This is a genomic window from Rhodococcus sp. LW-XY12 (assembly GCF_019317345.1).
Taxonomy (GTDB): domain Bacteria; phylum Actinomycetota; class Actinomycetes; order Mycobacteriales; family Mycobacteriaceae; genus Rhodococcus; species Rhodococcus pyridinivorans.
The window spans coordinates 2,100,961-2,125,089 of sequence record NZ_CP079225.1 but is presented as its reverse complement, the minus strand read 5'-3'; the positions used below and the strand labels follow the sequence as shown (position 1 = coordinate 2,125,089).

Here is a 24,129-nt window from a genome sequence, read left to right as displayed (position 1 = left end):
TGCCGCCGAGGGATTCTGCCGGTCAGTCACGGGGGTCCTCCGGGTCCAGGCCGAGCAGCGGGAAGGCCGCCCGCCTCGTGGCGATGATCGCCGAATCGATGCGGGTCAGTGCGCGGTCCAGGGACGCGATCCCCGTTTCCGGTGTGCCACCGGGACCGTCCCACGGCAGGTACGAGACGTCGGAGCCCTCCCCCATGACCGTGGGCAGTTCGACGCTCGGGGCGAGAGCGCCGACGCGCTCGCTCCAGTCCGCCGGAACCCGGGTGCTCAGGTCGATCTCGCGGTCCAGCGCCGCGGCGATCAGGTGGGTCCACGCGCGCGGCACCACCCGCACGAGGCCGTAACCGCCGCCGCCCACGGCGAGCCAGCGACCCTCGCAGTAGCGGTCGGCGAGATCGCGCATCGCGAGATACGACGCGCGCTGGCCGTCGACGGTCAGGGAGAGATCGGCCAGAGGGTCCTCGCGGTGGCTGTCGGCACCGCACTGACTGATGAGTATCTGGGGGCGGAACGCCGCGACCGCGCCCGGCACGACGGCATGGAAGGCGCGCAACCACAACGCGTCCACAGTGCCCGGCAGTACCGGCAGATTGATCGCGGTGCCCTCGGCCGGACCCGAACCGACCTCGCTGGACCACCCGGTGTTGGGCCACAGCGTCGCGGGATGCTGGTGCAGGGAGATGGTCAGGACGCGGGGATCGCCGAGGAATGCGTGCTGCACACCGTCGCCGTGGTGGGCGTCGACGTCGATGTAGGCGATGCGGTCGTAGCCGTGGTCGAGCAGCCACGAGATCGCGATGGCGGCGTCGTTGTAGACGCAGAACCCGGCGGCCCAGTCGGCCATCGCGTGGTGCATGCCGCCCCCGATGCTCACCGCACGGCGGGCCCGGCCGCTCGCGATCTCGCGTGCGGCCGCGAGGGTTCCCCCGGCGAGCGTCGCGCTGGCCTCGTGCATACGGGGGAAGATCGGGTTGTCCTCGGTGCCGAGACCGTGGGGTGCGTCGGCCGGGGGTGCCGCTCCCTCCGGAGCGGAGCCCGCGCGCTTGACCGCGTCGACGTAGGACGAGGTGTGGATGCGCAGCAGATCGGTGTCGTCCGCAGGGGACGGGCGGACCGTCTCGACGCCTTCGAGGAGACCGAGACTGCGGGACAGCGCCATCGTGAGATCGAGACGCGTGGGGTTCATCGGATGTGTCGGACCCCACCGGTAGTCGAGGTAGTCGGGGCTCCACACCACTATCCGATCGCCGCTCAGCTGTGTCGTACCGCCCGCCGCGGTGGAGCTCGTGGTCATGGACACAGACGCTACTGGTCCACCCACGGACATGCGAGCCTCGGAGGGCGCCCCCACCGTCCTGTTCGCACGGTTAGAATCGGCCCAGACGAAGGGGTGTGAGAGTGAAGGACCTGGTCGATACAACGGAGATGTATCTCCGGACCATCTACGACTTGGAAGAGGAAGGCGTGGTGCCGCTGCGCGCGCGTATCGCCGAGCGCCTCGAACAGAGCGGACCGACGGTCAGCCAGACCGTGGCCCGCATGGAACGCGACGGCCTGCTCCGGGTCGCCGGCGACCGCCACCTGCAGCTCACCGAGAAGGGCCGCGATCTCGCGGTCTCGGTCATGCGCAAGCACCGGCTCGCGGAACGGCTTCTCGTGGACGTGATCGGTCTCGACTGGGAGAACGTGCACGCCGAGGCCTGCCGCTGGGAACACGTGATGAGCGAGGAGGTCGAGCGCCGTCTCGTGGAGGTGCTCAACAACCCGACCACCTCCCCCTACGGCAACCCCATTCCAGGACTGGCCCAGCTCGGCCTCGACCGCACGGCGGTCCTCGACGAGAAGCTGGTGCGGTTGACGGACATCCCGCACGGCAAGCCGACCGCGGTCGTGGTACGCCGGCTCGCGGAGTACGTCCAGTCCGACCCCGAGGTCATCGCGCGACTGCGTGAGGCCGGTGTGGTCCCGGACGCGCGGGTTACAGTCGAGACGCGACCGGGCTCGGTGTCCATCACCGTGGCCGGTCACGACAGCTTCGAGCTTTCCGACGAGATGGCCCACGCCGTGCAGGTGAAGCAGGTCTGACCCAGGCCCCTTTTCGCATGTCCGGTACGGGCGTGCGAAAAGGGGATGTCCAGCGTGAGACTTCTGGTGACCGGCGGCGCCGGCTATGTGGGCAGCGTGTGCACGACCGTGTTGCTCGAGCAGGGCCACGACGTCGTGGTCGTCGACGACCTGTCCACCGGGAACGCCGAAGCGGTGCCCACCGGTGCCGAGTTCGTCGAGGGCGACATCGCGGCCGTCGCCGACGAATTGCTCTCCGGATCCCGTTTCGACGGCGTCCTCCACTTCGGTGCACAGTCCCTCGTCGGCGAGTCGGTGGAGTTCCCCGAGAAGTACTGGCAAGGCAACGTGGTGACCACCCTGGCCCTGCTCGAGGCCGTCCGCCGCTCGGGTACCCCACGGTTGGTGTTCTCCTCCACCGCCGCGACCTACGGCGAACCCGACAGCGTGCCGATCACCGAGGACGCGCCCACCCGGCCGACCAACCCGTACGGTGCGTCGAAGCTCGCCATCGATCATGCGATCTCCTCGTACGCGCACGCTCACGGTCTCGCGGCGACGAGTCTGCGGTACTTCAACGTCGCCGGCGCCTACGGCGGTGCCGGGGAGAACCGGGTCGTCGAGACGCATCTGATCCCACTCGTGCTGCAGGTCGCTCTCGGTGTGCGCGATCACATCTCGGTCTTCGGCACCGACTGGCCGACCAAGGACGGCACCGCGGTGCGCGACTACATCCACGTCAAGGATCTCGCCGACGCCCACGTACTGGCACTGACGAAGTCCGAACCCGGCCGCCACGGCATCTACAACCTCGGCAGCGGAGAGGGCTTCACCGTCCGCGAGGTCATCTCGGCGTGCGAGCGAGTCACGGGCCTGCCGATCGCAGCGGTCGACGCGCCGCGCCGTGCCGGTGATCCGGCCGTGCTCATCGCCTCGAGCAGCCGCGCGATCTCCGAGCTCGGGTGGAACCCCCAGCACACCGATCTCGACGAGATCGTCTCCGATGCGTGGGAGTTCACCCGGTCTCTCGGCGACCGGCTGCACGCTGCTCGACGCTGATCGAGGACACGGCTCCGGTTCAGGACGGTTCGTCGCCGCGCGGCAGTTCGAGTCCCAGCCGCGCCGCGATCTCGTGTCCGGTCTCCGCGAGGCCACGGATCGACTCGGGACGCAGTCCCGCCTGCAGGGCCTGGTCGAGCAGATCCGAAAGCCGGTGGCGGGGATCGGATTCGAGGGCCGCTGCGAGCGCGACCCCGGCGAGCGGACCGTCGCCGCGCACGTAAGCGCCGAAGCCGACAAGCGCGGCGGCATCGGCCCGCTCGGGATCGGGCAGGGCCCGGGCGAGCTCGGTCCACAGACGCTCCGCCGGCCGTGCGAGCGGTCCGGTCGCAAGTCCCATGGCGGCGTCGCGCACCGTGCGGTTGGCGAGCAGGACGGCCAGCTCGGCGATGTCGGACGCGCTGGGATCCGTTCCGCCGGCGTACGTCTCGATGTGTGCGAGCACGGTTTCGAGTTCGAGACGGTCGGCGCGTTCGCCGCCGCCCTCGCGGGCACAGCGTTCGTACTCGCGGTCGCGGGTCTCGACGACCTCGTCGATACACCGCGCGACCTCCTGCCTCACCGCCGGCGGATACGGCGCGAGCAGTGCGGCGAGCTCGGTGCGGGAGCCGCGGATCGGGCTGCCCTCGAACACCCGGGCCACCGCGACCACCGAGGACCCGGGATCGGCCACGCTGCCGGTGATGTTCTGGCCGGGCACGAACCAGGTCGCTCCACCGGTGATCTCCGGTAGCGCGTACACCCCCGCCAGGTCGATGCCGACGGCGTCGAGATGGTCGGCGAAGTCGTCGACGAGCCTGCACACGTCGGCGATCACCGGATCGTGCCGGTCGATGAGGTCGTCGTCCACGAGAACGGCCACCACAGATTCCGCGCCCTCGCGGGCACAGACGGCGCAGAAGCGCCGGAACGCCGCGCGCATGGGTTCCGGGACCGACTCTCCGGGCCGGGGCAGGACGAGGTCGTGTCGCATCACGGCGCCGATACTCGCCACCTTCCCGTTCGGGCGGGTCGGAGCGTCACCCGTCGGGGTCAGGCACATCACGACGATCGAACGCATCGGCGGGAAGCCCATGAGGGCGGGCAGGGCGGCGATCACGTCACCGACATCGGTGAGACGGAGGGGATGCGACGACGAAGGCGTGGAAGTTGTCATGCTCGAACCGTGGCTCATCGGTCCGAGCGGAAAGCGACTCCCGGGGTCGTTCCGCGGCCTTCTGGGGATGAACCGGCCGGCTGTGGACAACTCCGCGACCGGCATCGTCGACCCGTGCCGAACGGACGATCCCGTCGGTGAGCGCTGTTAGGGTGCGTGCCCGGCCCCGTCAGGGGCGGGCGGCGAAGTCGACGGCCTCCCGGAACACGAGGTCGAGATTGTCGGCGTCGGGCGGCGCCGCGTCGAAGGACAGGTACGTGACCGTCACACGCACGTCCCCGATCTGCGCGATCCGCGCGGCCATCGACTGCGTCATGCCACCCGATCCCCTGCCGGAGTCGACCGTGCGGGTCAGGGCCAGCGTCTCGGCCCCGTCGACGGCTATGGCGGGATCGTCGCCGAGGACGGTCGAGACGGTCGAGGTGATCCCCCGCACGGTGGCGTCCACCTGCGAGCACTCGGTGAGATAGGTGCGGTACTCGCCGACGTCCGGAGCGGAACGGGTGACCTCGACACTGATCGTCGCGCGACTGGCGTTGTCGGTACCGACCACCATGGCGGTGCTCTCGGGGCCGTAATTCTGCGCGGGCGGCAGACATCCGCCCGGATCGACCTTCGAGCCGGGCTGGATCCCGGTCAGGTCGGGCGCTGCCTGCGCCACGGCCTCCGGTGGGAGGACCACCGCGACGTACGGTTCGGGAAAACGTTCGGGAGGAAGCACCAGCTCGCCCGGTGCCCGGACAATCGCGGGTGCAGGTGCAGGCGCGGTTCCCGTCAGGGCTGCCGGTTCGGGCCGGGGGTCGCCGGAGACGGTCTGGGAGCAGGCGGATGCGAGCATCAGGCACGCTGTCGCCACCGCGCTTCGGGCGGCCGATGCGCGGCGCCTCGGACGAGTGTCGCGTCGGGTCACCCGAACCTCCCTCGGTCGTCGACGTCGGGCAGGATGTGCGCCCCGGAATCGGTCGTCGTAGCGTCGATTAGACTCGAACACCACCATGCCACGTCGGGTGACCCCGGCGGAGATGCCGAGACGAAGTGTGATCGGAGTGGTTCGCAGATGGACGAACAGTCCCGCATGTACGAGCTGGAATTCCCGGCTCCGCAGCTCACCTCCCCGGAAGGTGAGGGGCCGGTCCTCGTGCACGGTCTCGAAGGTTTCGCCGACGCGGGACACGCGGTGCGCCTGGCGACCACGCACCTGCGCGAGAGTCTGGAGACCGAGCTCGTCGCGTCGTTCGCCGTCGACGAACTGATCGACTACCGGTCGCGTCGGCCGCTCATGACGTTCGAGGCCGACCACTTCTCGGACTACGCCGAGCCCGAACTGAACCTGTACGCGCTCATCGATGAGGCCGGCACCCCGTTCCTACTGCTCGCGGGTGCCGAGCCGGATCTGAAGTGGGAGCGTTTCATCACCGCGGTGCGGTTGCTCGCCGAGCAGTTCGGGGTGCGGCGGACCATCGGACTCAACGCGATCCCCATGGCGATCCCGCACACCCGGCCGTTGGCGGTCACCGCGCACTCGACGAACAAGGACCTCATCGCGGGGCACCACCGTTGGTCGGGCGAGCTCCAGGTGCCCGCGGGAGTGTCGTCGCTGCTCGAATACCGCATGGGCCAGCACGGGCACGAGTCCGTAGGCTTCTCCGTCCACGTGCCGCACTATCTCGCCCAGACCGACTATCCGGCGGCCGCCGAAACGCTGCTGACGAACGTCGCAGAGGTCGGCGGTCTCGAGCTGTCTCTGCAGGCGCTCGGTGAGGCCGCGGCGCGGGTGCGGGAGCAGATCGACGAGCACATCGAGGACAATGCCGAGGTCCTCGGCGTGGTACACGCGCTCGAGCGGCAATACGACAGCTACGTCGCCGCCCAGGAACAGCAGACCTCTCCCCTGCCGACCGACGAGAGTCTGCCGACGGGTGAGGAGATCGGGGCGGAGTTCGAGCGGTTCCTCGCCGAATACGACCGGCGCGGCGCCGGTCCCGGCGGCGATCTCCCCGGTCCGGACGACGGAAGAACCGGCGACGGCGAATTCGGCGAGTTCGACCCGGACGACGGGGACGATTCCGCTCCGCGTTGACACCACGGCGGGTTCGCCGGATGTTTCATGATCATCACAATCGTCGTTGTCGACGTCACATACAGACATGTACGCTTCGGCGACATGCCACAGTGGTAGTCGTGTCCGGCTCTCGGCCACGGGTCGGGCAGCCTGACTACCACCACGCGATCACCGACGTCGCAGGAGACGCTCATGGTTCCACCGCGCGCCCGGACGCTCCGCCCGGTTCCGGACAACGAACCCCGCATCGTGTTCCGCACGATCCACGGTTACCGACGCGCGTTCCGCCTGGCCGGAAGCGGTCCCGCACTGCTGCTCGTACACGGAATCGGTGACGACTCGTCGACCTGGCAGGACGTGATCCCGCACCTGGCGGAGAAGTACACCGTGATCGCCCCCGACCTGCTCGGGCACGGTCGATCCGACAAGCCGCGGGCCGACTACTCGGTGGCCGCCTACGCGAACGGTATGCGCGACCTGCTGTCGGTCCTCGGGATCGAATCGGTCACGGTGATCGGCCATTCGCTCGGCGGCGGGGTGGCGATGCAGTTCGCCTACCAGTTCCCGCACATGGTCGAGCGTCTGGTGCTCGTCGCGTCCGGCGGTGTCACCAAGGACGTCCATCTTGCCCTGCGGCTGATCTCGGTGCCGATCGTCAGCGAAGCGCTGCGGGTCCTGCGACTGCCCGGGGCGATGCCCGTCCTGCGCGCTGCCGGCGCGATGCTGAACCGGGTCAACGGATCGCCACTGAGGCCCGGTGCCCTGCTGCACGACACCTCGGATCTGGTGCGCGTACTGGGGAACCTCCCCGACCCCACGGCCTACGAAGCGTATTTGCGCACGCTGCGCGCGGTGGTCGACTGGCGCGGTCAGGTGGTGACCATGCTCGACCGCTGTTATCTGACGGAGAACCTTCCCGTCCAGCTCATCTGGGGCGATCACGACAGCGTCATCCCCATCGCCCACGCCTATCTCGCGCATTCGGCCATGCCCGGTTCACGTCTCGAGATCTTCCGGGGCTCCGGCCACTTCCCGTTCCGCGACGACCCGCTGCGCTTCCTGCGGGTGGTCGAGAACTTCCTGGAGACCACCGCTCCCCTGGAGTTCGACCTCGACCGCTGGCGCCGGCTCCTCGTGTCGGGTGTGAGCGAGTCGCAGATCAGCGGTGGCCCGGAGACCCGCATGGCGGTGCTCGGCGCGATGGGTTCGGACGAGCGCAGCGCCACCTGACCTGCACTACACGCCGGGCCACGCGACCCGCGGCGGTGGGTCGGGTCCTTCCGACTAGCCTGGAGAAGTGCTGCTTCCCGATCTGATACCCGACCCCGTCGACGACGACGCGCTGTTCGACGCGTTCACCACCTGGACGACGGATCGTGGCATCTCGCTGTATCCGGCGCAGGAGGAAGCGCTCATGGAGCTCGTCGCCGGCTCCAACGTCATCCTCGCCACGCCCACCGGCTCGGGAAAGTCGATGGTAGCGCTCGGCGCGCACTTCTTCGCGCTCGCTGCCGGGAAGCGCACCTTCTACACCGCCCCGATCAAGGCGCTCGTGAGCGAGAAGTTCTTCGCCCTGTGTGACGTCTTCGGTGCCGACAAGGTCGGCATGATGACCGGCGACGCATCGGTCAACGCCGGAGCGCCGATCATCTGCGCGACCGCCGAGATCGTCGCGAATCTCGCGTTGCGCGAGGGACCGGACTCCGACATCGGCCAGGTCGTGATGGACGAGTTCCACTTCTACTCCGAACCCGACCGCGGGTGGGCGTGGCAGGTTCCGCTCATCGAGTTGCCGCACGCGCAGTTCCTGCTCATGTCCGCGACGCTCGGCGACGTGACCTTCCTACAGAAGGATCTGACCCGCCGCACCGGACGGCCGACGGTGGAGGTCTCGGGCTCCGAACGACCCGTCCCGTTGACCTTCTCGTACTCGCAGGCACCCATCGGTGAAGCGATCGAAGAACTCGTCACCACCCATCAGGCACCCGTCTACGTCGTGCACTTCACCCAGGCCGCGGCCCTCGAGCGCGCCCAGGCCCTGACCAGCGTGAACATGTGCACGAAGGCCGAGAAGGAGGCGATCGCCACCGCGCTGGGCGACTTCCGGTTCTCCACCGGCTTCGGCAAGACCCTCTCGCGTCTCGTCCGGCACGGTATCGGTGTGCACCATGCGGGCATGCTGCCGAAGTACCGGCGCCTGATCGAGAAGCTCGCGCAGGACGGGCTCCTGAAGGTCATCTGCGGAACCGACACGCTCGGCGTCGGCATCAACGTGCCGATCCGCACCGTGTTGCTCACGGGCCTGACGAAGTTCGACGGCACCCGCACCCGGCAGCTCAAGGCGCGCGAGTTCCACCAGATCGCCGGTCGCGCAGGCCGCGCGGGATACGACACGATGGGCACCGTCGTCGTACAGGCCCCCGAGCACGAGATCGAGAACGTCCGGGCCCTCGCCAAGGCCGGGGACGACCCGAAGAAGCGCCGGAAGGTGCAGCGCAAGAAGGCACCCGAAGGGTTCGTCTCGTGGGGCGAGGGCACCTTCGACAAGCTGATCGCGGCGTCGCCCGAACCGCTGCAGTCACGGTTCTCGGTGAGCAACTCGATGCTGCTCAACGTCATTGCGCGACCGGGCAACTGCTTCGACGCGATGCGGCATCTGCTCGAGGACAACCACGAACCCCGTCCGGCGCAGCGCAAGCACATCCTCAAGGCGATCTCGCTGTACCGGGGCCTGCTCCAAGCGGGTGTGGTGCAGCAACTCGACGAGCCCGACGAGTTCGGGCGCCGGGCCCGCCTCACCGTCGACCTGCAACGCGACTTCGCGCTCAACCAGCCGCTGTCGCCGTTCGCCCTCGCAGCGATCGAACTGCTCGACGTCGACTCCCCCACCTACGCGCTCGATGTGGTGTCGGTCATCGAATCGACCCTCGACGATCCCCGTCAGGTGCTCATGGCGCAGCAGCATGCCGCACGCGGTGAGGCCGTCGCACAGATGAAGGCCGACGGCATCGAGTACGACGAGCGGATGGAACTGCTCGAGGAGATCACCTGGCCCAAGCCGCTCGTGGAGCTGCTCGAGCCGGCCTTCGAGACGTACCGGGGTGGGCATCCCTGGGTGTCGGAGTTCCCCCTCTCCCCGAAGTCGGTGGTGCGCGACATGATCGAGCGCAGCATGACCTTCTCCGAGATGGTCTCGCACTACGGCCTGGCCCGCTCCGAGGGGCTGGTCCTGCGCTATCTCGCCGACGCCTACCGCGCGCTGCGGCAGACGGTGCCGGACGCCGCGCGCACGGAGGAACTCGAGGACATCATCGAGTGGCTCGGCGAGCTGATCCGGCAGGTCGACTCATCGTTGCTCGACGAGTGGGAGTCCCTCACCCATCCCGGGGTGGAATCCGACGACCAGCAGATCGCGTTCGGCGTCGACTCCCCTCGCCCGTTGTCCGCGAACGTCCGCGCGTTCAAGGTCATGGTCCGCAACGCGATGTTCAAGCGGGTCGAGCTGGCCTCGCGTCGACGCTGGGACGAACTCGCGGCCCTCGGCGACGGTCTCGACGCCGAGGACTGGGAAGACCTGCTCGAGCTGTACTTCGACGAGTACGACGAGATCGGTACCGGCCCCGACGCGCGTGGACCGCTGCTGTTCACCGTCGAGATGGGTCCCGAGTTGTGGCGGGTGCGTCAGACCCTGCACGATCCGCAGGGCGATCACGGCTGGGCGTTGATCGGCGAGGTGAACCTCCGCGAGTCCGATGCGGCCGGTGAAGTGGTGTTCGACGAGTTCGAGATCGTCGAGGGCTGATCGTCGCAGGCGGCGGACCTCGGGAGCGGTAGCCTGACTCGGTGAGCGAACCGACCGTGCAACCCTTCCGCTTGGCCTACGTCCCGGGTGTCACCCCCGCGAAGTGGGTGCGGGTGTGGAACGAGCGGATGCCGGACGTCCCGATCGAACTGGTCCCCGTCGAACCCACGGCCGGTGCGGATCCGCTACGCGAGGACGTCGCCGACATCGCGCTGCTGCGCCTGCCGCTGCAGCGGGACGGCCTGTCGGTCATCCCGCTCTACACCGAGGTCTCCGTCGTAGTGGTGCCCAAGGAGCACGTGTTCGCGGCGGTCGACGAGGTGTCGGTGTCCGACCTCGCCGACGAGACGGTGCTGCATCCGCTCGACGACGTGCTCGACTGGGTCGCCCTACCCGGTGAGGAGGCGTTCGAGCGGCCCGCGACCACCGAGGACGCGATCTCGCACGTCGCTTCGGAGGTGGGTGTGCTCGTCACGCCGCAGTCGCTCGCCCGCCTGCACCACCGCCGCGACCTGACCTACCGTCCCGTCGTCGACGCGCCCGCGTCCCAGGTGGGTCTCGTGTGGGTCACCGACCGGACGACCGATCACGTCGACGAGTTCGTGGGCATCGTCCGGGGACGGACGGCCAACAGTTCCCGTGGCCGCAGCGATTCCGAGCCGGACGCCGAGTCGGGCGGCACCTCGCGTCGTGGCGAACGCAAGGGCTCGGCCCCGAAGCGCCGCGCGCCCGAGCCCAAGACGTCCCGCCGGGCGGGGACGTCCGCGCGGAAGCGCCCCGGGAAGCCTCGGCGTGGTCGGCGCTGAGGGGGTCTTCGTCAGGAGACGGGGCGGCAGGTCGGCGGGACGCAGCCGCGGATGGTCTCGGCGAGGATGCGGTAGTCGACTCCGCGCGGGGACGACGAGCGGAACACCAGTCCGATGCGGCGGCCGGGTGCCGGGTCCGCGAAGTGCGCGACCTCGAGGTCTCCCCGGGCGGTTTCGACGGCGACCGCGGAGGCCGGGACGAGGGTGATGCCCAATCGTCCTGCGACGCAGCGCACCACGGTGGACAGGGAGGTCGCGCGGGTGTCGCCGAGTGCCGGTCGCGCGTCGATGGACCGGCACAGGTCGAGTGTCTGGTCGCGCAGGCAGTGGCCTTCGTCGAGCAGCAGCAGTTGCGCGTCGTCGAGCGCGGAGACCGAGAGGTCGGTGCGCCCGGCGAGTTCGTGTCCGGTCGGCAGGACGAGGACGAAATCCTCGTCGTACAGCGGCACTTCGATGACACCCGAGACGTCTGCGGGCAGGGCGAGGACGGCGACGTCGAGGGTTCCGGCGCGCAGGGCGTCGAGGAGACGCGCGGTCTGGTCCTCGACGACCTGCAGCGACAGCGCCGGCATCGCCCGGTCGAGTGCGGGCAGGATCTCGGGCAGGACGTAGGGCGCGACGGTGGGGATCAGGCCCACCCGCAGCGGGCCCGAGAGTCCGTCGGACACTCCTGCAGCCGCGTCGACGAAGCCGTCGGCGGCGTCGAGTACCACCTCCGCGTAGGGAAGCAGGCGCGCTCCCACCGGTGTCACGAGCACGCGGCGGGTGCTCCGCTCGATGAGCTGGACGCCGAGGCCGTTCTCGAGAGCCGCCAGCCCCTGGGACAGGGTGGGCTGGCTGACCTCGAGTCGCGCTGCTGCCGTGCCGAAGTGGCGGTAGGTGGCCACCGCGACGAAGGCACGCAGCTGCGAGAGGGTGGGCTGGTAGCTCTGATCGGTCACGCCTATCAGTGTAGTGCGACCTATCGCCTCTACCTTTCGCAGCTATCGGACGGTCGTGCGTCGACCACGAGACGGGCGCTCGCTGCGCCGACTGCCAGGTCCTACGACGCCGAGCCCGCCGCTCTTCCGGCAGCGAGGTCATCCTCGTCCAGCACGACCTCGATCTCGCCACCGAACTCCACACCGGGAGCGAGCGGCAGCCGGTCGCCGCTCCAGAACCGGCCGGGGTCGTACCAGTTGCTCCCCCGGTGCCGTTGCCGCAGCAACCCCATCTCCTCCAGCGTCAGCCCCACCACTTCGGCGCAGTACGCGCTCTCGAGCCCACCGGACGGTACGGCCGCCCGGCGACGGCGCGGGAGCCGGCCCGCGAACCATCGCCCCGTGAGTTTCGTCGTCGACGGGAACGGTGTGCCGTCGAGCCGCGCGATCGTGCGCAGCAGCTGGTCCTCCTGGTCCGGGGTGACCGCCACCGAGATCTGCCGCAGCCAGCCGCGCTGGCCGTAACGCGCGGCCCACACCTGCACCGCACTGCGCAGGTCGTGCAACTGCACGCCGCGCTGGTGCCGCCCGGTCCACATGTCCGGGAGACTGCGTCCGAGCTCGGCGTGCCACATCAGCGGCGGCAGGTCCTCGAGCGCGACCGTCATCCCCACGTGGTTCACCGGTGCGTTGGTCAGCGTCTGGATTGCTCGGTCGGCCGGGGTGGCGCCGCGGAAGATCCACAGGTCCCCCGTGCGGGTCGTCGCCACGGCCTCGTCGAGGGTGAGACGCGAACGCGCACCGGCGGACCGATCTGCCGACGAAGTGTCCATGCCGTCAGCCTGCCATGCCCGACGGCCGCTGGGGTCGTCCCCATGACCCCGACGGACCGCTAGGGTCGCCCCATGGCACTGCGCGGTGGCAAGTGGTGGAAGCTCGTCGGACTCGCCGGGATCGTGGGAGTCGCGGCGACCGGTGCTGTCGCCGCCCGCAACGAGCGGCAACGACGGAACTACAGCCCAGACGAGGTGCGGTCGGTGCTGCACGAACGCTATGCCCGTTCGCTCGCCGCACGCGACGGCAGCGCCGAACTCCCCCTCGCCGAGGTACCGATCGGGCCGAAGGAAAAGATCAGCCGAGTGCTGCGGCGATTCCGTCGGCGAGATCGGTGATCTGCTCGTCGGTCATCACGAACGACGGGGAGATCTGCATCGCGCCCTGACCGGCCGCGCGTCCCGAGATCCCATGCTGCCGCAGGGTCTTGACGAAACCGAGCGCCTCGGACGGATCGGTGAGCTGCACGGCCGCCACCGCACCGAGGCCGCTGCGCACCTCCGCCACCCGCGGGTGGTCCGCCAGCGGAGCGAGCTTCTCGTGCAGCGTCCGCTCGATCCGCGCCGCCTCGGCGAGCAGATTCTCACGCTCGATGATGTCGAGGTTGGCGAGGGCGGCCGCTGCGGCTGCAGCATGCCCGCCGTAGGTGTATCCGTGGCGCCACCACACGTCTCCGGCGAAGAACGGTTCGGCGACGCGCGGAGCGACGAACAGGGCGCCCATCGGCAGGTAGCCGGAGGTGAGTCCCTTGGCGGTGGTGGCCATGTCGGGCTCCAGGTCGAATCGCGACGACGCGAACCACGAACCACCGATACGACCGAAGCCGGTGACCACCTCGTCGACGACGAACAGGATGTCGTGGTCGCGGCAGATGTCGCGGATCTCGGCGAGATAGCCGTCCGGCGGCAGGTACACCCCGCCCGCACCGATGACGGGTTCGCAGAAGAAGGCCGCGATGGAGTCGGCACCGACCGAATCGATGAGTTCGAGCAGCGCCTTGGCGTCGTCCCAGGCAACCCGCGCGGTGTCCTCCCACAGGCGGCCGTAGCCCTCACCGTTGACGGGGATACCGGCGAGCGAGGTGCCGCCGACGTGCATGCCGTGGTACGCCTTCTCGCGCGAGACCAGCAGCCGCTTGCCGGGCTTCCCGACCTCCTGCCAGTACCGCCGCGCGAGCTTGGCCGCCGAGTCGACGGAGTCGGATCCACCGGAGGTGAAGAAGATCTTGCTGCCCGGAACCGGGGCGATCCCCGCGAGACGCTCGGCGAGTTCGACGGCGGGTTCGGAGGTCAGATCGCCGAAGTTCGAGTAGTGGGCGAGCTTGGCGACCTGCGCTGCGATCGCGTCGCCGATCTCGGTGCGGCCGTGACCGACATTGGTGAACCACAGTCCGGCGGTGGCATCGAGGTAACGGTTGCCGGCGTCGTCCCAGATGTACGCGCCTTCCCCGCGCGACACGACGAATGCGCCGTCCCGTTCGATCGCGCCCATATCGGCGAATCCGTGCCACAACGCACCCACGACCAACTCCCGTCCACGACGATCACGACACCCGCCATCGTATGCGGAGGAAACGACTCTGGCGCCGGAGGCCCGTACCCGCCACCCTGGTGCCATGACCGAGTTCCGCTTCTCCGTCAACATCTTCGAGGTCGGGTCTCCCGATGTGTTCGTTCGCTGGTGCCGCGCCGTCGAGGACGCGGGTTTCGACGCGGTGTACGCGGCCGACCATCTCGGTGTCCCCGCGCCGTTCCCCGTCCTGGTCGCCGCCGCCGGTGCCACCGAGCGTCTGCGGGTCGGCACGATGGTGCTCGATGCCGGTTTCTGGAATCCGGCACTGCTCGCCCGCGAGATCGCGACCACCGATCTGCTCACCGGCGGCCGGCTCGAGATCGGCCTCGGAGCAGGGGCCACATGAGATGGGAGTTCGAGGCGGCCGGGATCGAGTGGGAACGCTTCGACGAGCGCGCCGAGCGTCTCGAATCCACCGTGCAGGAACTGCAGCGATCGTTCACCGGGCCCGGCTTCGACGAGCAGGCGGCGTTGCGCGAAGCGTTCGACCTGCCCGTGCTCCGTCCGGTGCAGCGGCGCGGATTCGGCGGCTACGGCCCGCCCCTGATCGTCGGAGGCACCGCGACCGGATCTTTTCCGTCGTCGCCGCCCACGCCGACATCGTGAGTGTCGCGGGTGCCGTCCTGCTGCCGGGGAGGCCACCGGGGACGTTCCGCATCGCCACCGCGGCCGAGGCCGACGACCTGCTCGACTCGCCGTTCGTGCTGATCGGGACGGTCGACGAGATGGCCGGGCAGATCCTGCACAGCCGGGAGCGCTACGGGTTCACCCACTTCACGGTCCACGCCCCGTACCGGGAGACCTTCGGTGAAGTGATCGGCCGGGTGCGTGCTCTGGCGGGCCGACCACCTGGCCTGCCTGCCCTCCCCGACCGGCCCCGACCGGGTCGTTTCGCTAGGCTGTGTGATCAGCATGTCCATCTCCCCCGCCCCGAATCGTCGCGAACTGCGCGCTGCCCTGTCCGAGGTCTCCCTCCGCGACGAGAACCGCCTCCGTCGCAGGCTCGACCGGGCGCGGGGCGGCGAGGCGCTGACCGAGGTCGCCGCCGAGATCGAGACCGCCCGCGCCCGGCTCACGTCCCGTGCGTCGTCGGTCCCGGAGATCCGTTATCCCGAGGACCTACCGGTCTCGCAGCGCAAGGACGACATCGCCGCCGCGATCCGCGACCACCAGGTCGTAGTGGTCGCCGGAGAGACCGGTTCGGGCAAGACGACGCAGATCCCGAAGATCTGCCTCGAACTCGGGCGCGGGGTTCGCGGCCTGATCGGCCACACCCAGCCGCGCCGTATCGCCGCGCGCGCCGTCGCCGAGCGACTCGCGGAGGAACTGGACACCGAGCTCGGCGACGCCGTCGGATACACGGTGCGCTTCAACGATCAGGTCACCGAGTCGACACTCGTCAAGCTGATGACCGACGGCATCCTCCTCGCCGAGATCCAGCGCGACCGCCTGCTGCGCCAGTACGACACGCTCATCATCGACGAGGCGCACGAGCGCAGCCTCAACATCGACTTCCTGCTCGGCTACCTCGCGCAGCTGCTTCCGCGTCGCCCCGACCTGAAGGTGATCATCACCTCGGCGACGATCGACCCCGAACGTTTCGCGCGCCACTTCGCCGGCGCGAACGGCACGCCTGCCCCCATCGTGGAGGTCTCCGGCCGCACCTATCCCGTCGAGGTGCGTTACCGGCCGCTGACCGTCGAGGTGGGCGACACGCTGGTCGACCGCGACCCCGTCGACGCGGTGTGCGAGGCCGTCGAGGAACTCCAGCGCGAGGGCGACGGCGACATCCTGGTCTTCCTCTCCGGCGAGCGCGAGATCCGCGACACCGCCGACGCACTGCGCGACCGCAAGCTCCGCAACACCGAGATCCTCCCGCTCTACGGACGCCTGTCGGCGGCCGAACAGCACCGGGTCTTCGCACCGCACACGGGCCGGCGGGTCGTGTTGTCCACCAACGTCGCCGAGACGTCCCTGACGGTTCCCGGTATCCGCTACGTCGTCGACCCCGGCACCGCACGTATCTCGCGGTACTCGGTGCGGACGAAGGTGCAGCGACTGCCGATCGAGCCGATCTCGCAGGCCTCGGCGCGGCAGCGCGCCGGACGGTGCGGTCGTGTCGCCGACGGCATCTGCATCCGTCTGTACTCGGAGGACGACTTCGACGGCCGGCCGGAGTTCACCGAGCCCGAGATCCTGCGCACCAACCTCGCGTCGGTAGTGTTGCAGATGACGGCGCTCGGTCTCGGCGAGATCGAGGCGTTCCCGTTCGTGGAGGCCCCGGATCCCCGCGCGATCCGCGACGGCATCGCTCTGCTCGAGGAGCTCGGCGCGCTCGAACCCGCCAAGAAGGGCGAGACGCCGCGCCTGACCGCGACGGGCCGCGAGATCGCCCGCCTGCCCGTCGATCCGCGCATGGCCCGCATGATCGTCGAGGGCCACCGGAACGGATGTCTGCGCGAGGTGCTCATCATCGTCGCGGCCCTGTCGATCCAGGACGTGCGCGAACGCCCGACCGAGTTCCAGCAGGCCGCCGACGAGAAGCACGCCCGGTTCGCGGTCGAGGGCTCGGACTTCCTGGCCTTCCTGCGATTGTGGGACTACCTGAAGGAGCAACGGCGGGAACTGTCGTCGAGCAGGTTCCGCAGGTTGTGCCGCGACGAGTTCCTGCACTGGTTGCGGATCCGTGAGTGGCAGGACCTGCAGGGGCAGCTCCGTCAGATCACTGTCGACATGGGCTGGCAGACGCACCACCGCGACGTGAATCCCGACGACGTCCACAAGTCCCTGCTTGCAGGTCTGCTGTCGCACATCGGTCTTCGCGAGGGCGACAAGCGCGACTTCCTCGGTGCCCGCGGCGCACGGTTCGCCGTCTTCCCGGGATCGTCGTTGTTCAAGAAGCCTCCGCGCTGGGTCATGGCCGCCGAACTCGTGGAGACCTCACGGCTGTGGGCGCGGACGGCCGCGCGCATCGAACCCGAATGGGTCGAGAAGCTCGCTCCGCACCTGGTCAAGCGCACCTACTCGGAGCCGCACTGGTCGACGCGCCGCGAGTCGGCGATGGCCTACGAACGCGTCACGCTCTACGGCATCCCCCTGGTCGCCCAGCGTCCCGTGCCGTACGGACGGATCGATCCGGAGGTCTCGCGCGAACTGTTCATCCGCCACGCCCTCGTGCAAGGCGAATGGCGCACGCAGCACAAGTTCTTCCACGACAACCGGGCGCTGCTCGAGGACGTCGAGGAACTCGAACACCGTGCGCGCCGGCGCGACATCGTCGTCGACGACGAGACCCTGTTCGACTTCTACGACCAGCGGGTCGGCCCGGAGGCGATCTCGGCCCGGCACTTCGACACGTGGTGGAAGAAGACCCGCAGGCAGCAACCCGACCTGCTGACGTTCACGCCGGACACCGTGGTGAACCAGGACGCCGCCTCGGTGCTCGAGGGCGACTACCCGGACGCGTGGCGCCAGGGCGAGATCCAGTTCCCCCTCACCTACCAGTTCGAGCCGGGCACGGAGGAGGACGGTGTCACCGCCCGCGTCCCCGTCGCGCTGCTCGCGAACCTCAAGTCCGTCGGTTTCGACTGGCTGGTACCCGGGATGCGGACCGAGCTGGTCACGGCCCTCATCAAGACCCTGCCGAAACACCTCCGGAGGCAGGTCGTACCGGCTCCCGATTTCGCAGCGGCCGCCCTCGCCTCGGTGACGCCGCGCTCCGAACCGCTCGTCAATGCGATGGCCCGCGAGCTGTCCCGGCTCGGCCGGTGCACGATCGAGTCCTCGGACTTCGATACCGGTGCGTTGCCCGACCATCTGCGGATGACCTTCGCCGCGGTCGACGAGCGCGGCACCGTGCTCGGCCGCAGCAAGAGCCTGGCGGCCCTGCGGAAGAAGTTGGCTCCGCGGGTCGAAGCGGAGGTCTCGCGCGCCGCTGCGGGCACCGAACGTCCCGCGGCGGTGGTGTGGACGGCCGAGACCCTCGGGAACCTGCCGGAGACCGTCACCCGCGAGGTCGGTGGCCGGAAGGTCACCGGTTACCCTGCCCTGGTCGCGGAGAAGGACGGCGTCGCGGTGCGCGTGCTCAGCACACCGCAGGCCCAGCAGAACGCGACGCGTCAGGGGTTGCGTGCACTGCTTCTGTCGTCGGCACCGACGAAGGCGAAGGCCGTGACCTCGGGGCTGACCAACATGGAGCGGCTCGCGCTCGGGCGGAACCCCGACGGATCGTTCGAAGCGCTGATCGAGGACTGCCGTGCCTGCGCGGTGGACGAACTTATCGCCGCACACGGCGCACCCGTGCGCACGCCCGACGAGTTCGAGGCGCTCGCGTCCACGGTGCGGTCACACCTGCCGGGGCGCGTGGCCCGTCTGGTGAAAGCGGTTGTGCCCGTGCTGTCCCGCGCCCACGAGGTGGGTGTGCTCCTCGATCGGTCGGACGGCGAAGCTGCCGACGACGTACGCGAACAGCTGCAGTCGTTGCTGTTCCCCGGCTTCGTCACCGATCTGGGGTCGCGGCGGATCGCCGACCTGCCGCGCTATCTCACCGCGGCCGCGCAACGCCTGGAGGCGTTGCCGGCGAGTGCGCATCGCGATGCCGCGGGAATGGATGTGCTCGATCGCGTCTACGGCGCCTACGACAAGCTACTCGCACGACTGCCGGAGGAACGGCGCGCCGCGCCCGAGGTGGTCGAGATCTACTGGATGATCGAGGAACTGCGCGTGAGCCTGTTCGCGCAGGGTCTCGGAACGCGGATCCCGGTGTCGGAGAAGCGCGTCCTGAAGGCGATCGACGGGATCCGGTAGCGACCGGACCGGCGGCGTGCGGTCGGCTTCGACCGGGTCGCTCAGTCGGTCTCGACCGAGCAGGACTTCTTGTGCTCGCGCAGTTCCTGAATCTCGCGTTCGAAATCCTCTGCAGAACTGAAGGAACGGTAGACCGAGGCGAATCGAAGATAGGCAACCTCGTCGAGATCGCGTAGGGGTCCGAGGATCGCCAGTCCGACCTCGTGGCTCGGGACCTCGGGTGAGCCCTTCGCCCGCACCGCGTCCTCGACCTGCTGCGCGAGCTTGTTGAGTGCGTCGTTGTCGACATCGCGCCCCTGGCAGGCGCGGGCCACGCCGCGCACGACCTTCTCGCGGCTGAACGGCTCGGTCACGCCGCTGCGCTTGACGACGGACAGCACGGCCGTCTCGACTGTGGTGAAGCGGCGCCCGCATTCGGGACACGCCCGCCGACGACGGATCGCGGCACCCTCGTCTGCCTCGCGCGAATCGACCACCCGGGAATCGGGATGGCGGCAATACGGGCAGTACATGTCGGTTCCTTCGTCGTGCCCGTGCGGGTCGCGACGTCGGCGCCGAAGCGATGTCTCCCGACCGGAACCGTCTCCACCCGCGAGTGGGCCGACACCGCCGCAACCACACGGAGTGGTGTGACTGACAGTGTTAGACAATACCCGCCTGTCCGGCTCGGGAGCGGATCGCGGGTCGGGCGGGGCCACGACGCCCTCATTCCCGGCTAAAATCCGGCAAGAGGAGGCGGATTCCGGCCTGCACGGCCGTACCGTCGAGCGAGTTGAGGTCGGCGATCCTCGCGACCGTGACGTCGACCGGGACGTCGGGCCACACGCGAGCGGCCAAGGCCTCCAGGCTCTCCCCCTCTCGCACGACCGTGGTGCCGGCGCTCTGCGAGATCACCTCATCGGTGCGCACGTGAGCGAGCACGAGGAGCATCGTGGTCGCGAGCGCGGTGAGGAGCACCGTCGTGGCCATCTGCCGCCAGCTCGTCCCCTCCGCAGGCCGGCGACTGCGCGGTCTGATCTCCGAACGGCGGTGCAGGGGTTCCCGCGAGGGCGCGGCGACGCGCGGTCTCGTCCGCGCCGGGACACGGGTGCGATGGTGCAGCGTCGACGTCGCGATCGGCCGGATGCGATATGCCGCCGCCCCGGGCGCACCTGCTCCCGGCGGGCCCACGACGGTCCGCCCTGCCGTGCTCGTCCGGACTGAGGCACCGGTTCGGACCACCGCGCCCTGTCGCGCCGTACCCACCGGAACCGCCGTGTCGATCCGAACCGCTCTGCTCATCGGAAATCCTCCGTGTCGCTGTGCGTGGTCTTCCGACCCCGTCCGTGTCGCTGTGCGTGGTCTTCCGACCCCGTCCGAGAACTCGATCATGTGTTCGAACGAAAGTCTGTTCGAATGTTCTATCACGAGTCACAGCCTGACGGCAGCTCCTCGGAGGGTGAATCTCGAACATCTGTTTGATATACGCGCGGGATCTCGATAGATTCGAAAGGCAACTTGCAACCCATCCGACACTCGCCGCACGGAGGTCACGATGAAGGCGGACGGAACATCCACAGCCCGCCGGGGCGGACCCGCGACCGACGATCCCACCGCGAGCCTCACCGAGCGTCAGCGTCGTGTGCTCGAGGTCATCCGCGATTCCGTCAGCGAACGGGGGTACCCGCCGAGCATCCGTGAGATCGGCGACGCCGTCGGCCTCAACTCCACATCCTCCGTCGCACACCAGCTGCGCACGCTCGAACGGAAGGGCTTCCTGCGCCGGGATCCGAACCGTCCGCGTGCCGTGGACGTCCGCGGTCTCGAGCCCACCCCCGCACCCGAGTCCTCGCCCGAGGTGGTCGCCGGCTCGTCGACCGACGACATCCCTTCGGCGGCAATGGTTCCCGTCGTCGGCCGGATCGCTGCCGGTGGTCCGATCCTGGCCGAGGAATCGGTCGAGGATGTCTTCCCGCTGCCGCGCGAACTCGTCGGTCAGGGCTCGCTGTTCCTGCTCAAGGTCGTCGGCCAGTCGATGATCGACGCAGCCATCTGCGACGGCGACTGGGTGGTCGTCCGGCAGCAGAACGTCGCCGACAACGGCGATATCGTCGCCGCGATGCTCGACGGCGAGGCCACCGTCAAGACGTTCAAGCGGGTCGACGGCGACGTCTGGCTCATGCCGCACAACCCGATGTTCGAACCCATCCCGGGCAACGACGCAGTCGTCCTCGGCAAGGTCGTCACGGTCGTCCGCAAGATCTGACCCCCGGGCCACCGGAGACGAACGAGAACGGGGTGGCTCCGCACAGCGGAGCCACCCCGACCTTCTCGTACGTGCCTCAGACGTTGAGGCCGCGCCCGATGACTTCCTTCATGATCTCGTTCGTGCCGCCGTAGATCTTCTGCACGCGGGCATCGAGGTACGCCTTGGCGACCGGGTACTCGCGCATGTAGCCGTAGCCACCGTGCAGCTGCAGGCAGCGGTCGATCAGCTCGACCTGCTTGTCGGTGGTCCAGTACTTGGCCATCGCGGCCTCCTGGACGGTGAGCTTCTTCTCGTTCAGCAGCTCGATGCACCGGTCCACGAACACCCGGGCCAGCTGGGTCTCGGTGGCGAGCTCGGCGAGCTCGAAGCGGGTGTTCTGGAACTTGCCGATCGGCTTGCCGAACGCCTTGCGGTCGCGGCAGTACTGGATCGTGTCGTCGAGCACGCGCTCCATCGCAGCAGCGGCGACGACGGCGATCGCGAGACGTTCCTGCGGCAGGTTCTGCATCAGGTAGATGAAGCCCATGCCCTCCTGGCCGAGGAGGTTGGCCGCCGGGACGCGAACGTCGTTGAAGCTGAGCTCCGCCGTGTCCTGCGCGTCGAGGCCGATCTTGTCGAGGTTGCGTCCCCGCTCGAAGCCCGGCATGCCGCGCTCGACGACGAGCAGCGAGAAGCCCTGGGCGCCCTTCTCCGGGTCGGTGCATGCGACGACGATCACCAGATCGGAGTGGATGCCGTTGGTGATGAACGTCTTGGCGCCGTTGAGGACCCAGTCGTCACCGTCGCGCACCGCGCGGGTCTTGATGCCCTGCAGGTCGCTGCCGGTGCCCGGCTCGGTCATCGCGATGGCCGTGATCAGCTCACCCGAACAGAAGCCCGGGAGCCAACGCTTCTTCTGCTCCTCGTTGGCGAGCTCGAGCAGGTAGGGAGCGACGACATCGTTGTGCAGCATGAAGCCCAGACCACTGAAGCCCAGCTTGGTGGTCTCCTCGGCCATGATGGCGTTGTAGCGGAAGTCGTCCATGCCACCGCCGCCGTACTCCTCCGGCACCGCCATGCCGAGGAAGCCCTGCGCGCCGGCCTTCTTCCACACCTCACGGTCGACGATCTTGTCCTTCTCCCACTGCTCGTGGAAGGGGGCCACCTCCTGTTCGAGGAACTTCCGGTACGACTCCCGGAAGAGGTCGTGCTCGGGCTCGAAAAGGGTGCGTTGCATCTGCGCTCCTGTGTGAGACGTCGTTCGACATACTCACGGTATGCAGACGAGGGCGCGGTGACGCTGACACAACCGAGCGCATTTTGTGACCCGGACAACCCCGGCGGGTACGCGTCGGTATCGAACGACCCGCGGGCACGGGTCGGTGTCGGCCGATGCGCCGGGTTCCGGTCAGCGGCGCAGATCCGCGAGTCTGCGCAGCAGCGGGTACGCGACGAGGATGCCGATCGAACCCCAGGCGATACCGCCGAGTTCGACCGAGCCGATCGACAAGGTCAGGTCGCCGATGCCGGCGACGAGCGCCGCGGCCGCGACCGTGAGGTTGACCGGATCCGTGAAGTCGACCTTCGCCTCCGTCCAGATGCGGACACCGAGGATGCCGATCAGGCCGTAGAGCACGAGGGTCGCGCCGCCGAGGACGCCCTCGGGCACGGTGAACACCAGCGCACCGAACTTCGGCGAGAAGGCCAGCACGACGGCGGTGACCGCCGCAACGGCGTATGCAGCGGTCGAGTACACGCGCGTGGCCGCCATGACGCCGATGTTCTCGGCATAGGTGGTCGTGCCCGAGCCGCCGCCCGCACCCGCGAGGGTGGTCGCAAGGCCGTCGGCGATGAGCGCATTGCCGGCCATGTCGTCGAGGTTTCGACCGGTCATCGCGGCGACCGCCTTGACGTGGCCTACGTTCTCCGCGACCAGCACGACGACGACGGGCAGCGCCAACAGCACGACCGACAGTTCGAAGGTGGGGCCGTGCAGATCGGGCAGACCGAACCACGCCGCGTCGCGCAGGGCGTCGATGCGCTCGGACGCGATCGCCCCGGTGAACGCCGCGAAGATCCATCCGACGATCACACCGACGAGGATGCCGAGGCGGCCGAGCATGCCCGGGCCGACCACCGTCACGAGCAGTGTGACCACGAGCGTGATCGTGGCGACGAGCGGTTGGGCTTCGAACGATCCGGTGGCCGTCGGCGCGAGGTTGAGGCCGATGAGGGCGACGATCGCCCCGGTGACCACCGGCGGCATGACCGCGTCGATGATGCGCGAACCCGCCGCCTTGACCACGAGGCCGACAAGCACCAACACGATACCGACGGCGACGATCCCGCCGAGCTGCGCTGCCGGACCGGAACCGGCCGAGGCGCTGAGCGGCGCGATGAACGCGAAAGACGAACCGAGATAGCTGGGCACCCGGCCGCGCGTGATGATCAGGAACAGCGCGGTGCCGATACCGGAGAACAGCAGCGTGGTCGTGACGGGGAAGCCCGTGATCGTCGGCACGAGCAGGGTGGCGCCGAACATCGCGATGACGTGCTGCATCCCGATGCCGATGGTGCGCGGCCACGACAGTCGCTCGTGCGGTGCGACCACCGCACCGGGGTTGATGCGACGTCCGTCGCCGTGCAGGGTCCAGCCGCGGCGTGTGGTCGTGCGTCCGGTCGTGTTCGCTCGTTCGGTCACGACAGGTCATCGTAGAACCGGCAGCCTCATCGGCGTAGAACAGACCGCCCCGGCCGCGTAGAACAGGCCGTCCCGGCCGCGTAGAACAGGCCGTCCCGGCCGCGTAGAACAGGCCGTCCC

The 24,129-nt window shown here is 69.0% G+C and carries 19 protein-coding genes and 1 pseudogene; 10 read left to right on the top strand and 10 right to left on the bottom strand.

What is annotated here, in order from left to right:
* Positions 1–22 precede the first annotated feature (22 nt).
* On the bottom strand, positions 23–1,294 hold the full coding sequence (locus tag KXC42_RS10015) for an acetoin utilization protein AcuC (RefSeq protein WP_219130262.1): 1,272 nt from the start codon (positions 1,292–1,294) through the stop codon (positions 23–25).
* Between the two features lie 104 nt (positions 1,295–1,398).
* On the opposite strand from KXC42_RS10015, the gene KXC42_RS10010 reads away from it, so the two are divergent.
* Complete coding sequence (locus tag KXC42_RS10010) at positions 1,399–2,085, top strand: metal-dependent transcriptional regulator (RefSeq protein WP_006551330.1); 687 nt, start codon at positions 1,399–1,401, stop codon at positions 2,083–2,085.
* A 45-nt stretch (positions 2,086–2,130) separates the two neighbouring features.
* Positions 2,131–3,123 (top strand): UDP-glucose 4-epimerase GalE, encoded by a 993-nt coding sequence (gene galE, locus KXC42_RS10005; RefSeq protein WP_175427942.1) that lies wholly within the window; start codon positions 2,131–2,133, stop codon positions 3,121–3,123.
* Positions 3,124–3,142: 19 nt separating this feature from the next.
* On the opposite strand, the gene KXC42_RS10000 is transcribed toward galE, so the two are convergent.
* Together KXC42_RS10000 and KXC42_RS09995 are read right to left on the bottom strand one after the other, a co-directional pair.
* A complete protein-coding gene (locus tag KXC42_RS10000; RefSeq protein WP_024100702.1) occupies positions 3,143–4,279 on the bottom strand; it encodes a DUF4192 domain-containing protein in 1,137 nt (378 codons plus the stop codon).
* 169 nt (positions 4,280–4,448) lie between these two features.
* Positions 4,449–5,117 carry a DUF5642 family protein gene (locus KXC42_RS09995; RefSeq protein WP_019289199.1) on the bottom strand — a complete coding sequence of 223 codons (669 nt, stop codon included), beginning with the start codon at positions 5,115–5,117 and terminating at the stop codon, positions 4,449–4,451.
* 219 nt (positions 5,118–5,336) lie between these two features.
* Here KXC42_RS09995 and KXC42_RS09990 point away from each other — a divergent pair, with 219 nt between their 5' ends.
* The 4 genes from KXC42_RS09990 to KXC42_RS09975 all read left to right on the top strand — a co-directional run bounded on the left by KXC42_RS09990 (position 5,337) and on the right by KXC42_RS09975 (position 10,949).
* Positions 5,337–6,359, top strand: a complete 1,023-nt coding sequence (locus tag KXC42_RS09990) for a proteasome assembly chaperone family protein (RefSeq protein ID WP_219130261.1) — start codon at positions 5,337–5,339, stop codon at positions 6,357–6,359.
* A gap of 174 nt (positions 6,360–6,533) precedes the next feature.
* Positions 6,534–7,571 carry an alpha/beta fold hydrolase gene (locus tag KXC42_RS09985; protein WP_006551325.1) on the top strand — a complete coding sequence of 346 codons (1,038 nt, stop codon included), beginning with the start codon at positions 6,534–6,536 and terminating at the stop codon, positions 7,569–7,571.
* A gap of 67 nt (positions 7,572–7,638) precedes the next feature.
* Entirely contained in the window at positions 7,639–10,143 is a 2,505-nt protein-coding gene (locus KXC42_RS09980; RefSeq protein ID WP_006551324.1) for an RNA helicase, read from the top strand.
* A gap of 41 nt (positions 10,144–10,184) precedes the next feature.
* Positions 10,185–10,949, top strand: coding sequence for a LysR substrate-binding domain-containing protein (locus KXC42_RS09975; RefSeq protein ID WP_219130260.1), 765 nt, complete (start codon positions 10,185–10,187; stop codon positions 10,947–10,949).
* 11 nt (positions 10,950–10,960) lie between these two features.
* Here the strand turns inward: KXC42_RS09975 and KXC42_RS09970 are convergent, their stop codons facing one another.
* Both KXC42_RS09970 and KXC42_RS09965 read right to left on the bottom strand, forming a co-directional pair.
* Positions 10,961–11,890: a hydrogen peroxide-inducible genes activator gene (locus KXC42_RS09970; RefSeq protein WP_064060799.1), complete on the bottom strand. Its 930-nt coding sequence runs from the start codon at positions 11,888–11,890 to the stop codon at positions 10,961–10,963.
* A 101-nt stretch (positions 11,891–11,991) separates the two neighbouring features.
* On the bottom strand, positions 11,992–12,702 hold the full coding sequence (locus KXC42_RS09965; protein WP_024100695.1) for a hypothetical protein: 711 nt from the start codon (positions 12,700–12,702) through the stop codon (positions 11,992–11,994).
* Positions 12,703–12,774: 72 nt separating this feature from the next.
* Here KXC42_RS09965 and KXC42_RS09960 point away from each other — a divergent pair, with 72 nt between their 5' ends.
* Positions 12,775–13,041 carry a hypothetical protein gene (locus KXC42_RS09960; protein ID WP_033096548.1) on the top strand — a complete coding sequence of 89 codons (267 nt, stop codon included), beginning with the start codon at positions 12,775–12,777 and terminating at the stop codon, positions 13,039–13,041.
* Here KXC42_RS09960 and KXC42_RS09955 read toward each other — a convergent pair.
* Positions 13,001–14,194 carry an aspartate aminotransferase family protein gene (locus tag KXC42_RS09955; RefSeq protein ID WP_052039983.1) on the bottom strand — a complete coding sequence of 398 codons (1,194 nt, stop codon included), beginning with the start codon at positions 14,192–14,194 and terminating at the stop codon, positions 13,001–13,003. The genes KXC42_RS09960 and KXC42_RS09955 overlap by 41 nt on opposite strands.
* Positions 14,195–14,318: 124 nt before the next feature.
* On the opposite strand from KXC42_RS09955, the pseudogene KXC42_RS09950 reads away from it, so the two are divergent.
* Together KXC42_RS09950 and hrpA are read left to right on the top strand one after the other, a co-directional pair.
* Positions 14,319–15,114 (top strand): annotated as a pseudogene (locus KXC42_RS09950) (LLM class flavin-dependent oxidoreductase); the annotation flags it as partial.
* Positions 15,115–15,187: 73 nt separating this feature from the next.
* Positions 15,188–19,081, top strand: a complete 3,894-nt coding sequence (gene hrpA / locus KXC42_RS09945; RefSeq protein WP_219130259.1) for an ATP-dependent RNA helicase HrpA — start codon at positions 15,188–15,190, stop codon at positions 19,079–19,081.
* A 41-nt stretch (positions 19,082–19,122) separates the two neighbouring features.
* Here the strand turns inward: hrpA and nrdR are convergent, their stop codons facing one another.
* Both nrdR and KXC42_RS27165 read right to left on the bottom strand, forming a co-directional pair.
* Positions 19,123–19,593: a transcriptional regulator NrdR gene (gene nrdR / locus KXC42_RS09940; protein ID WP_006551317.1), complete on the bottom strand. Its 471-nt coding sequence runs from the start codon at positions 19,591–19,593 to the stop codon at positions 19,123–19,125.
* Between the two features lie 193 nt (positions 19,594–19,786).
* Positions 19,787–20,362, bottom strand: coding sequence for a LysM peptidoglycan-binding domain-containing protein (locus tag KXC42_RS27165; RefSeq protein WP_257606096.1), 576 nt, complete (start codon positions 20,360–20,362; stop codon positions 19,787–19,789).
* A gap of 253 nt (positions 20,363–20,615) precedes the next feature.
* On the opposite strand from KXC42_RS27165, the gene lexA reads away from it, so the two are divergent.
* Positions 20,616–21,326, top strand: a complete 711-nt coding sequence (gene lexA, locus KXC42_RS09930) for a transcriptional repressor LexA (protein ID WP_006551315.1) — start codon at positions 20,616–20,618, stop codon at positions 21,324–21,326.
* A gap of 76 nt (positions 21,327–21,402) precedes the next feature.
* Here lexA and KXC42_RS09925 read toward each other — a convergent pair whose 3' ends face one another.
* The gene (locus KXC42_RS09925; protein ID WP_006551314.1) at positions 21,403–22,545 is read right to left on the bottom strand and encodes an acyl-CoA dehydrogenase family protein; all 1,143 of its coding nucleotides are present in this window, start codon (positions 22,543–22,545) and stop codon (positions 21,403–21,405) included.
* 171 nt (positions 22,546–22,716) lie between these two features.
* A complete protein-coding gene (locus KXC42_RS09920; RefSeq protein WP_051121547.1) occupies positions 22,717–24,009 on the bottom strand; it encodes a solute carrier family 23 protein in 1,293 nt (430 codons plus the stop codon).
* Between the last annotated feature and the right edge of the window lie 120 nt (positions 24,010–24,129).